Annotated in this window: 7 protein-coding genes; 2 read left to right on the top strand and 5 right to left on the bottom strand. The window is 75.5% G+C overall.

Going from position 1 to position 11,676, the window contains the following annotated elements; translation table 11 throughout:
* Positions 1-78: 78 nt before the first annotated feature.
* The gene (locus AD017_RS17735) at positions 79-738 is read left to right on the top strand and encodes a GPR1/FUN34/YaaH family transporter (RefSeq protein ID WP_033200406.1); all 660 of its coding nucleotides are present in this window, start codon (positions 79-81) and stop codon (positions 736-738) included.
* Between the two features lie 81 nt (positions 739-819).
* On the opposite strand, the gene AD017_RS17730 is transcribed toward AD017_RS17735, so the two are convergent.
* Positions 820-4,176: an error-prone DNA polymerase gene (locus AD017_RS17730; RefSeq protein ID WP_060574871.1), complete on the bottom strand. Its 3,357-nt coding sequence runs from the start codon at positions 4,174-4,176 to the stop codon at positions 820-822.
* Positions 4,177-4,671: 495 nt separating this feature from the next.
* On the opposite strand from AD017_RS17730, the gene AD017_RS17720 reads away from it, so the two are divergent.
* Positions 4,672-6,198, top strand: coding sequence for a M28 family metallopeptidase (locus tag AD017_RS17720; protein WP_082398787.1), 1,527 nt, complete (start codon positions 4,672-4,674; stop codon positions 6,196-6,198).
* Positions 6,199-6,220: 22 nt separating this feature from the next.
* Here the strand turns inward: AD017_RS17720 and AD017_RS17715 are convergent, their stop codons facing one another.
* From AD017_RS17715 to purN, 4 genes are all read right to left on the bottom strand, one after another.
* A complete protein-coding gene (locus AD017_RS17715; RefSeq protein WP_082539072.1) occupies positions 6,221-7,867 on the bottom strand; it encodes a DNA polymerase Y family protein in 1,647 nt (548 codons plus the stop codon).
* Positions 7,864-8,961 carry a hypothetical protein gene (locus tag AD017_RS37440; RefSeq protein WP_174521758.1) on the bottom strand — a complete coding sequence of 366 codons (1,098 nt, stop codon included), beginning with the start codon at positions 8,959-8,961 and terminating at the stop codon, positions 7,864-7,866. Before AD017_RS37440 ends, AD017_RS17715 begins: the two co-directional genes overlap by 4 nt.
* A gap of 452 nt (positions 8,962-9,413) precedes the next feature.
* The gene (gene purH, locus AD017_RS17705) at positions 9,414-10,976 is read right to left on the bottom strand and encodes a bifunctional phosphoribosylaminoimidazolecarboxamide formyltransferase/IMP cyclohydrolase (RefSeq protein ID WP_010225768.1); all 1,563 of its coding nucleotides are present in this window, start codon (positions 10,974-10,976) and stop codon (positions 9,414-9,416) included.
* Entirely contained in the window at positions 10,973-11,587 is a 615-nt protein-coding gene (gene purN, locus AD017_RS17700) for a phosphoribosylglycinamide formyltransferase (protein WP_060576450.1), read from the bottom strand. The genes purH and purN overlap by 4 nt, the downstream gene beginning before the upstream one ends.
* Positions 11,588-11,676 lie beyond the last annotated feature (89 nt).

Raw genomic sequence — 11,676 nt, 5'->3', positions numbered from 1 at the left:
GGCCGGAAACGATCTCGACGAGAGCAGAATCACACGGCCGGTGCCGGACCGGTGACCGAACTCGACGAGGAGTCTGCGATGAGTGTGGAGAGCGAGACCGCTGGGGCCCAGACGGCCGCCCCGCCCGCGGCGGCCGCGCCGGCCGCCAACCCCGCCCTGATGGGCCTGATCTGCTTCCTGCCCTCGGGCATCACGCTGGGCCTCTGGTTCGTCGGCTACCTGGACACCACCGCGCTGCCCGGCGGCATGATCCCGATCGTCACCTTCTCCGCGGGCCTGTTCCTGCTGCTGGCCGCGATGTCCGCACTGCGGGTCGGGGACAGTGTCACCGCCGCGATCTTCGGGGTGTTCTCCGCGTTCTGGACCAGCTTCGGTGTCCTCCTGATGGCGCTGAACAACGGCTGGATCATCGACGCCGGCACGGGCGGACCACTGGCGACCGACCAGATCGGGTCGATCCAGTCGGCCTACCTGCTGTCGTTCACCCTGGTCTTCATCCTGCTGACGCTGGCCACCCTGCGCCTGCCGCTGATGTTCACGATCGGCTTCGTACTGGTGGACATCACCTTCGTGCTGGCCTACCTCGGCGTCACGGCCGGGAACGCGGGGCTGTTCCCGATCGCCGGGATCACGACCTTCGGGTTCTGCATCGTGTTCGCGTATATCCTGTTCGACGCCTTCGGCCAGACCCTCGGTGGACGCGCGATGGCGATGGGCAACCCGCTGGTCAAGTCCTGACGCATCCGCGGGATCCGCGGCTCGAGGAGCTCCGGTCCGGTGTCACCGGACCTGGGCTCCTCGAGCCGTGTCCGGTGCAGGTCAGCGGAAGTCGCGGGACTGCACGGGGACGGCCAGCGGCATCCGCTGGAGCCGGTCCGCCAGCAGGTTGAGGACGCCCTCGGGGCTGCGTTCCAGCCGTCCGCGCACCAGCAGCGCGGCGCTGCCCAGCGCCACCGACCGGTACCGCGCCCACAGGCCCTCGGAGCAGGTCACGTTCAGCATCCCGGACTCGTCCTCCAGGTTCACGAACGTCACCCCGCGCGCCGTCGCCGGGCGCTGCCGGTGCGTGACCAGGCCGCCGACCAGGACCCGGGGCGGCGCGTCCGGCCCGGCGCGACGGCCGACGTCGTCGAGCCGGTCGATCCGGACCGCACCGAGCCCGTCGAGCTTCCCCCGCAGGTGCTGCACCGGGTGGCTGTCCGGTGAGACGCCGGTGGCCCAGACGTCGGAGACGGTCAGCTCGGCGTCGGTCATCCCGGGCAGCGCCGGTGCGTCGAAGCCGACGGCGGTGCCGGGCAGGTGCTCGGGCCGGACCCCCGCGACGACGCCGGCCGCCCACAGCGCCTCCCGGCGCTCCACCCCGAAACAGCCGAACGCCCCCGCGGTGGCCAGCGCCTCGGCCTGCGGCCCGGTCAGCCGGACCCGGCGGGCCAGGTCGGGGAGATCGGCGAACGGCCCCGCGGACGCCCGCACGGCGTCGACCGCACCGGCGAGGTCGGTGCCGATCGTGCGGATCCCGGACAGCCCGAGGCGGACCGCCCACCCGCCGGTGCTGTCCGGGTCGGGCTGCAGGATCGCGTCGGCCCGGCCCTCGTTCACGTCCGGACGGCGGACCCGCACGCCGTGCCGGCGGGCGTCGGCGACCAGCGACTGCGGTGAGTAGAACCCCATCGGCTGGGCGTTGAGCAGCGCCGCGCAGAACGCCGCCGGGTGATAGAGCTTGAACCAGGCCGAGTAGTAGACGAGCGCCGCGAAGCTGATCGAGTGGCTCTCCGGGAAACCGAAGTTCGCGAAGGCCAGCATCTTCGTGAAGATCGTCTCCGCGAGCTCGCCGGTGATCCCGTTGGCCGCCATCCCGTCGAAGAACCGGCCCCGCAACCGCTCCATCTTCTCGGTGGAGCGCTTGGCGCCCATCGCGCGGCGCAGCTCGTCGGCCTCGGCGGCGGAGAACCCGGCGACGTCGACGGCGATCTGTATCATCTGTTCCTGGAACAGCGGGATGCCCAGGGTCTTGTCCAGCGCGGGCTTCAGCAGCGGGTGGTCGTGCTCCCAGTCGTCGATCCTGTTGCGGCGCCGGATGTAGGGGTGCACCGAGCCGCCCTGGATCGGGCCCGGCCGGATCAGCGCGACCTCGACGACCAGGTCGTAGAACTCGCGGGGGCGCAGCCGCGGCAGCGTCGCCATCTGGGCGCGGGACTCGACCTGGAACACCCCGACCGAGTCGGCGCGGGAGAGCATCGCGTACACCTCCGGGTCGGACTCACCGATCCGGTGCAGCTCGATCCGGGTGCCGTCGTTCCGCTCGACCAGGTCGGCCATCAGGTGCAGGGCGGTGAGCATGCCCAGGCCGAGCAGGTCGAACTTGACCAGGCCGGCCGCCGCGCAGTCCTCCTTGTCCCACTGGACGACCGTGCGGTCCTCCATCCGGGCCCACTCCACCGGGACGACCTCGGACACCGGACGGTCGCAGATGACCATGCCGCCGGAGTGGATGCCGAGGTGCCGGGGTGCGCCCATGAGCTGCCCGGCGAGATCGAGCAGCAGCGGCGGCATCTGCAGTGTCTGCTCCCCGCCCGTCCCGAGTTCGGACGCCTCCAGCGCGTGCCACCGCTCCACCCGCTTGCTCCACGCGTCCTGCTGGCCGGGTGAGAACCCGAGCGCACGGGCGGTGTCGCGGACCGCCGACCGCGGCCGGTAGGTGATCACGTTCGCGACCTGTGCGGCGAAGAGCCGGCCGTAGCGCCGGTAGACGTACTGGATCGCCTCCTCCCGCCGTCCGGACTCGATGTCCAGGTCGATGTCGGGGTAGCCGTCGCGGTCCGGGGACAGGAACCGCTCGAACAGCAGGCCGTGCCGGACGGCGTCGACGTTGGTGATGCCCAGCGCGTAGCAGACCGCGGAGTTCGCGGCGGATCCCCGGCCCTGGCAGAAGATGTCCTCGCGGCGGCAGAAGTCCACGATGTCGTGCACGATCAGGAAGTAGCCGGGGAAGTTCTTCTCCTCGATGATCGCCAGCTCGCGCTCGACGGTGTACGCGGCGAACGGGTTCTCGTCGTGGCTGCCGTAACGCTGCAGCCGCCCGCGCTCGGTGAGCGCCCGCAGCCACGAGGCCTCGGTCTCCCCCTCCGGCACGTCGAACGGCGGCAGGTCCGGCGCCACCAGGTGCAGCTCGAACGCCAGCTCCCGGCCCAGCCCGGCCGCCCGGGCCACCGCGCCCGGGTGCCGGTCCTCGAACCGGCGCGTCATCTCCCGGCCGGACCGAAGGTGTGCCGTGCCCGCCGCGGGCAGCCACGGGTCGATCTCGTCCAGGCTGCGCCGGGCCCGCACCGCGGCGACCGTGGCGGCCAGCGGCGCCCGGTCCGGGGCCGCGTAGTGCGCGGCGGTGGTGGCGACGGTCGCGACACCGGCCGCGGCGGCGAGCGCGGCCAGCGCGTCGTTCCGCTCGGTGTCGCACGGCTCGCCGTGCACGGTGAGCTCCACCCGCACGTTCTCCCGGCCGAACCGTTCCGCGAGGCGCTCCAGCGCGGCGGCCGCCGCCCCGGGTCCGTGCCGGTCCAGCGCCCGGCGCACCGCGCCCTTGCGGCAGCCGGTGAGCACGACGACCCGGCCCGCGGTGTCGGCGACGACCTCGTCGAGGTCGTAGACCGGGCGGCCCTTCTCACCGCCGCGCATCTGCGCGGTGGAGATCGTGCGGCACAGCGCGCGGTAGCCATCGGGCCCGCGGGCGAGCAGGAGCAGGTGCTCCCCCTCCGGGTCGGCGACACCGTTCTGCGGGGCGGACAGGCCCAGGCTCAGCTCGGCGCCGAACACGGTCCGGATGCCGAGCGCCCGGGCCGCCTCGGCGAACCGGACCACGCCGTACATGCCGTCGTGGTCGGTGAGCGCGATCGCCTCGAGCCCCAGCTCGGCGGCCCGCTCGACGAGCTCCTCGGGGGCGCTCGCGCCGTCCAGGAAGCTGAAGTGCGAGTGACAGTGCAGCTCGGCGTACGGGACGGTCGCCGCACCGGCCCGCAGGCCCGCGGGCGGTTCGTACGGTCCGCGGTGGGCGGACCAGGCCGGGGCGTCGCCGCCGTCGGCCTCCGGGCCACCGCGCAGGCTCGAACCGTCGCGGACGGACCGGCCCGAGAGCGCACCCTCCAGCTCGGACCACGGGACGTCCGGATTCTGCCAGCCCACGGCCCGAGAGTACTCGAACGTCAGTTCGATGCGCGAGTGCTCCCGCGCGGGACCGGAGGGAGGCGACGGGCGTGCCGTGCGGGGACCGGCCGGCCGCTCCCCAGCGCCGGGCGGCCCCGCACGGCGGTACCGGATTCCTCCACGGCACCGGCCGCTCCCCAGCGCCGGGCCGCGGGGCCACCCGGAGGGCCCTGTCGGATGTCGGCGGGCTGCTCGCGAGTGCCTCACCGACAGGAACGAGTCCACCAGCCGAACCTGTGGAAGTCCTGAGACAGGACCGTGAACCGACCGTGGATCCGCTCCGTTCGTCCGGTTCCCGGGACATACCGCCCGATCGGGGACCCCGTGTCGAGATCGAGAGTTCACGACACGTCCACACCTGATGACGGATCCTGGTGCGACGCCGTGCACCCGGACCGTGTCCGGCCGCGCACCACGAGCACCGGACCGCCGGTGCCGACGACGCCCGGGACCGGGCCGGACAGTGGGGGGACCATGAGGACGGCAACGACGGGAACGACGCCGGGCGGCAGCACCCGGCGCCGGGTGGCCGGCCGCCGCCTGGCTCGGGTGCTCGGAGCCGGTGTGGCGGTGGCCGCGCTGGCCGCCTGCGCGAACGTCCCGGCCGGACCGGGCACGGCCGTCCTCCCGCCGGGGGCCGCCGGCACCGACGGCGCCACACCCCAGTCCGATCCGGGCCTGCCCGCCCGGCTGGCCGGGGCGGTGAGCGGTGACGCCGCCTACGCCCACCTCGAGCAGCTGCAGAAGATCGCCGACGCGAACGACGGCAACCGGGCGATCGGCACCCCCGGCTACGACGCGAGCGTCGACTACGTCTCGCGCACGCTGCGCGAGGCGGGCTACGACGTGCAGACGCCGTCGTTCGACGTCCGCACCTTCACCGCGGGCGACGCCCGGCTGACGGTGGCGGGCGCGCCGGTGCCCACCGAGGTGCTGAGCTTCTCGCCGGCCACCCCGCCCGGCGGCCTGACCGCACCGCTGTCGGTCCGGCCGCGCGCCCCGCAGGATCCGAGCCCGGGGTGCGAGGCCGAGGACTACGCCGAGATGCCGGCCGGCGCGATCGCCGTCGTCGAGCGGGGCGTCTGCGAGTTCGGGCAGAAGTCGCGGCTGGCCGGGGCCGCCGGAGCGGTGGCCGTGATCGTCACCAACACCGAGGACGCGGCGCTGCCCGCCACCCTCGGCGAGACACCGGGCGTCGTGCCGACCGCCGCCGTGCAGAGGACCGCCGGCGCCGCCCTCCGGGACGGACAGCAGGCCACCCTCCTGCTGGACACCACGATCCAGCAGCAGACCTCCCGCAACGTGATCGCCGAGACGAGCACCGGTGACCCGGACCGGGTCGTGATGGCCGGGGCACACCTGGACTCCGTGCCGGAGGGCGCGGGGATCAACGACAACGGCAGCGGCAGTGCCGCGCTGCTGGACGTCGCGCAGAAGCTCGGCGCGGCCCCGCCCGCCGGACAGAAGGTGCGTTTCGCCTGGTGGGGCGCCGAGGAGATCGGCCTGGTCGGGGCGACGCGCTACGTCGAGTCGCTCTCGCAGCAGGACCGGGCGAAGGTCGGGCTCTACCTGAACTTCGACATGGTGGCCTCGCCGAACGCGGCGTACCTGGTCTACGACGGCGACGACTCGGACCGCCTCGGCGGCGAGGCCGGACCGCCCGGTTCGGGGGCCGCGGAGCAGGTCCTGACCGAGTCGCTGGTCGCCGCCGGTGTGCAGGGCCCGGAGGGCACCGCGTTCGACGGCCGCTCCGACTACGGCCCCTTCATCGAGGCGGGGATCCCGGCGGGCGGGCTGTTCACCGGCGCCGAGGAGCGGAAGACCCCGGAGCAGGCGCAGAAGTGGGGCGGGACGCCCGGCCAGTCCTACGACGCCTGCTACCACACGCCGTGCGACCGGCTGACCAACATCGACCGGGTGGCGCTGGACCGGAACGTCACGGCGATGGGCAACGCGATCGGTCGCTTCGCGGTGGACATGACGGGGGTCCCCGCCCGGTAGCGGGGCCCGCGTCCCGGCCGTCTCAGTCGTAGACACCGGCCACCTCCCAGCGCGTCCCGCGGTGGACGAGCAGCAACGCCGCGCCGTCCGCGAGCGCGACCTGCAACCGGGCCGTGGGGCCGGGGGCGTCGGGGGCCCACCAGCGGGTGTGCACCGGCCAGGGGCCGGCCCAGCCCGCGATCTCGCGGTCCGGACCACCTCCACCGGAGATCCGGTGCGGGTCCCCGTCGAGCAGGTCCGGGGCCGGCAGGGACACCTCGGAGCCATCGGCGTCGAGCAGCCGGACCGGCGCCGGGTCCGGCAGGACCGTCGCCGGTGACGGCGCCGGCAACCGGCCCGGCCACGACGCCGGCGGATCCTTCGGCACCCCCGACCGCGGGGGTGCCGGCGCCTCGACGACCCGTTCCTCACCCCAGGGCACCAGCCGGACCCGCTCCCCGGGATCCCGGCCACCGGTCGGGACCGCGGTGACCACGGACTCCGGGCCGAGCAGCGCCTGCACCCGGACCAGCGCGCGACCGGCGCGTTCGTCGTTCTCACCGACGTCGCCCCACAACCCGCGCTGCAGCGCGCCGGCCACCACGGTGTCCTCCGGGGTGAGGCGCAGGGCGACCAGGGTGCCGGAGCCGCCGCGGCCGAGCCACGAGTCGAGCTGCCAGCGCACCCGGTCGACGGTGCCCGCGGGAGTCAGCGGTTCGGCGCACCGCCACACCCGCAGCAGATCCTCTCCGCTGTCGGTGCGGGCGTGCACGCCGAGCCGCGTGCAGGCCAGGCCGTGCCCGGCGAGCGCCTCGTGCAGCCGGGTGGCCAGCCCGCGGGCGGCGAACGCCGCCGCGTCCACCCGGTCCACCGGCGGATCCAGCTCGATCGCCGCGGCGAGCTCCTCCGGCGGGACCCGCCGCACCGGAGGCCGCGGATCGAGCCCGCGGGCGAGCCGGTGCGCCGCCACCGCGTCGGCACCGAACCGGGAGGCGACGTCGGCCTCGGTCAGCGCGCCGAACGCACCCAGCGACCGCAGCCCGAGCCTGCGCAGGAGGTCGATCAGCGCGGAGCGGTCGGTCTCCGGGTCCCGGTCGAGCTCGGCGACCTCCAGCGGTGCGAGGAACTCCGCCGACCGGCCGGACGGCACCCCGCGCCCCCGGCGGGCGGCGAGCTCGGCGGCGAACATGCCGTCGGCGACACCGATCTGGCACTCCGTCGCGGCGTGCAGGGCGACCTGGTCGATCAGCCGCTCGATCGCCTCCCGCTCCCCGCCGAACCAGCCGACCGGGCCGCGGGCGGGCAGCACGAGCAACCCGGGACGGACGACCTCCACACCCGGCGCGAGCCCCTCGACCGCGGCCGCGACCGGCTCGAACAGCCGGGCGTCCCGCCCCGGGTCCGGTGCGAGCACCGCCAGGTCGGGACACCGGGCCTGCGCCTCGCGCCGTCGCAGCCCCCGGCGCACCCCGTGCCTGCGGGCGATGGCCGAACAGGCCAGCACCCGGTTGGCGTGGAACACCGCCGCAGGGCGGTGCGCCGGGACGTGGGCGGCCCGGGCCGCCGCGGTGACCGGCCAGTCCGGGGACCAGACCGCCAGCACCCGCGGGTCCGGCACCCGCGCCCCCGCACCGCCCGGCCCCCGGGCGGCCGGGTCGGCGACGTCCGCCGCGCTGCCCGCCGCGCTCATCCGGCCACCTGTACGACCGGCCGGCCGGGGAGCACCTGCCCGGGGGCGGCGACGGGCGTCGGCCGGCTCCCGGCCGGCACTTGCTCCGGGGCGGCGAGTACCGCCCCGCCCGGCCCCGGCAGCAGCACCTCGGCGCCCCGGCCCGCGGGCCCGATCCCGCGCCCGGACGCCCGCACCTCGATCCGGCGGTACCGCAACCGGCCCTCCCCGCGGCCCACGCCCTCCCAGCGTGGACGTTCGCAGTGCAGCCGCAGGTCCGCCCCGGGCCAGGACCCCAGCGCCAGCAGCACCGCCCCGCGCTGCCGGGCCCGCGCCGTCAGACGTTGCCGGTCACCGGCACGGAGCCCGGCCCGCTCCGGACCCGCCACCACGACCAGGTCCAGCCCGTCGAGCAGGGCCGCGGTGACCCCGACCAGGTCGGCACCGGGATCCGGGACCAGCGCGAGCCGGTCCAGCCGCACGCCCGCCTCGGCCGCGGCCGCCGCCCCCAGCCCGGGACGCCCGACGACACCCGCCCAGCATCCCTCCGCGGACGCAGCGGCGAGCAGCGCGAACAGCAACGACCCCGCGCCGGCGCCCGCTCCCACCGCGACCGTGGACCCCCGGCGCAGGCCGCCCGCCGGCAGCAACCCGGCCAGCGGGCCGGGGACCGGGAGCAGCACGGCGTCGTCGGGATCGGCCGTACCGGTGGTGCGCGCGGGGCCCGCGTCGGCCGCCGTCGCCCCGCACCCGGGACGGGCAACCGGACGGGACCGCTCGACGTCGGCCCGGGTCTCCACCCGGTGCAGCACCTGCCGGGCCCGGGCGAGCCGGTCCGACACCGGCCCCCCGACCGGGCCCCGTGCCCCGTGGAGCGGCTCCCGCCCGCTCCCGGGGTCACGGGACCCGGCGAGCCCGGCCCGCGGTCCGGCCCCGGAACCGGCACGGCCCGCGGGGACGGGCTCCCCGTCCGTCCCCGCGCTCCGCACACCGGCCCCGATCACCGGCCCGGCCGCCTCCTCCGGACCGGGATGCGGCTCCCCGGTCTCCGGGCGGTACCGGGGTTCCGGGCCCCCGCCCGGTTCCCCCGCACCGTCCGGCGCGGATCCGATCACCCGGCCCACCGCCGCCGCTCCCCCGACGACCGTGACCCTCTCGTCCGAGACCGTCCCGCTCGGCGCAGCCCTGCCCACACGGACCTCCCCCGTCGCACCGCGACCGGCCTGCCGACCGGTCGGAACCTGCCCGGCGCACCACGGGGAAGGTGGTGCGTACTCGAACTGACGTTCGAATCATAGGGCCTGTGCCGGCCCTGCCGCAGCCCCCGGTCGGGGGATCCGTGGACCGGCGCGAAGCACCGTCGCACGCACCCCCGACAGTTCCGGGCCGCGCACCCTCGCCGCGAGAGCCACCACCGAGGTGCCCCCGCCGAGATGCAGCTCAGCGTCGCCGTGGGGAGCGGATGAGCGCGCTGAGCTGCATCTCGACGGGTCCGCAGATCTGGGAGCAGACACAGGACGGCCCGGACCGCGCGAGGCGGTCCGGGCCGTCCGGGACGTGCCGGGGATCAGTGGGCGAAGTGCCGCGTCCCCGTGAGGTACATCGGGACGCCCGCCTTCGCACACGCGGCCACGACCTGCTCGTCGCGCACCGAACCACCCGGCTGCACGACGGCCGCGACACCGGCGTCGAGCAGCACCTCCAGGCCGTCCGGGAACGGGAAGAACGCGTCCGACGCCACGACCGCACCACGCACCCGGTCACCGGCCCGCTCGACCGCCAGCTTCGCGGCGTCCACCCGGTTGACCTGGCCCATGCCGACGCCGACCGCGGCGCCGTCGTGCGCGAGCAGGATCGCGTTCGACTTCACCGCGCGGCAGGCCCGCCAGGCGAACGCCAGGTCGGCGAGGAGCTCCGGGGACGCCGGGTCGCCGGTGACGAGCTTCCAGGCGGCCGGGTCGTCGCCGGCGGCGTCGACCAGGTCGCGCTGCTGGACGAGGACCCCGCCGGAGATCGGCCGCAGCTCGGTGCCGCCACGGGCGACCTCGCCCGGGATGCGGAGCAGCCGGACGTTCTTCTTGCGCTGCAGGACCTCCAGCGCACCGTCGGCGTAGGACGGGGCCACGACGACCTCGGTGAAGATCTCCGCGACCTGCTCGGCCATCGCGACCGACACCTCGCCGTTGACCGCCACGACACCGCCGAACGCGGACACCGGATCGGTGGCGTGCGCCTTGCGGTGCGCCTCGGCGACGTCCGCGCCGACCGCGATCCCGCACGGGTTCGCGTGCTTGATCACCGCGACCGTCGGCCGGTCGCCGTGGTCGTGCGCGGCCCGCCAGGCGGCGTCGGCGTCGACGTAGTTGTTGTAGGACATCTCCTTGCCGTGCAGCTGCTCGGCACCGGCGAGGCCGGTGGCGCCGCCGTCGGCGTACAGCGCGGCGGCCTGGTGCGGGTTCTCGCCGTAGCGCAGCGCCCGCTCGCGGGTCCAGGTGGCGCCGAACCACTCCGGCGTCGCCTCGGTCCCGTCGCCCGCCGGGAACTGCTCGCCCATCCAGGTGGCGACCGAGACGTCGTACGCGGCGGTGTGCCGGAACGCGTCCGCGGCCAGCCGGCGCCGGTCGGCGACGACGAACCCGCCGGCGGCGACCTGCTCCAGCACCCACTCGTAGCGGGACGGCTCGACGACCACGGCGACGCTCTCGTGGTTCTTCGCCGAGGCCCGCACCATCGCCGGGCCACCGATGTCGATCTGCTCGACGGCCTCGTCGCGGCTCGCGCCGGACGCGACGGTCTCCCGGAACGGGTAGAGGTTCGACACCAGCAGGTCGAACGGCGCGATGTTCAGCTGCTCGAGCTGCACGACGTGCTCGTCCTTGCGGGTGTCCGCGAGCAGCCCCGCGTGCACCCGGGGGTGCAGGGTCTTCACCCGGCCGTCGAAGCACTCGGGGAAACCGGTGACCTCCTCGACGGGCGTCACGGGGACCCCCGCGTCGGCGATCCGCTGCGCGGTGGATCCCGTCGAGACGATCTCCACACCGGCCGCGTGCAGCCCGGTCGCCAGGTCCAGCAGCCCGGCCTTGTCGTAGACGCTGATCAGGGCCCGGCGGACCGGCCTGCGCTCACTCACTGACTCACCTCGTGCGTTCTCCCGGCCGCGGCGAGACGCAGCACCGTCTCGACCAGCAGCCGTCGTTCCTCGGTCTTGATCCGCTCGTGCAGGACGGTCTCGTCGTCGGTCGGGAGGACGGGCACCTCCACCTGCGCGAGCACCGGCCCCGTGTCCAGCCCGGCGTCGACCTCGTGCACGGTCGCTCCGGTGGTCCGGACACCGGCGGCCAGCGCGTCACGCACGGCGTGCGCACCGGGGAACGCCGGCAGCAGGGCCGGGTGCGTGTTCAGCATCGGGCATCCGATCGCGTCCAGGAAGGCCGGTGCGACCAGCTTCATGAAGCCCGCCCCGACGACGACGTCCGGCCGGTGCGCGACGACGGCAGCGGCGAGGGCGGCGTTCCAGGCGTCCCGGTCGGGATGGTCGGCGACCCGCTCGACGAACGTCGGCAGCGCGGCCTCCCGGGCGCGGTCCAGTCCGGCCGCGCCGGGCCGGTCGGCGCCGACGGCCACGACCCGGTAGCCGGACGGGCCGGCGGGCGACGCATCGAGCAGGGCCTGCAGCAACGTGCCGGCCCCGGAGACGAGTACGACGACGCGGAACGGTCCGGCCTGTTCCTGGGCGTGCACCGCTGTCCCTCCGACGCCGTCGCTGCGGCCGCGGTGGCGGCCGGTGACCAGCGTAGACGCGCGGGGCACCCCGCCCGGCGTCCCCCTGC

This window comes from Pseudonocardia sp. EC080619-01 (assembly GCF_001420995.1).
Taxonomy (GTDB): domain Bacteria; phylum Actinomycetota; class Actinomycetes; order Mycobacteriales; family Pseudonocardiaceae; genus Pseudonocardia.
The sequence above is the reverse complement of the archived record's forward strand: the minus strand, read 5'-3'. Positions and strand labels throughout refer to the sequence as shown.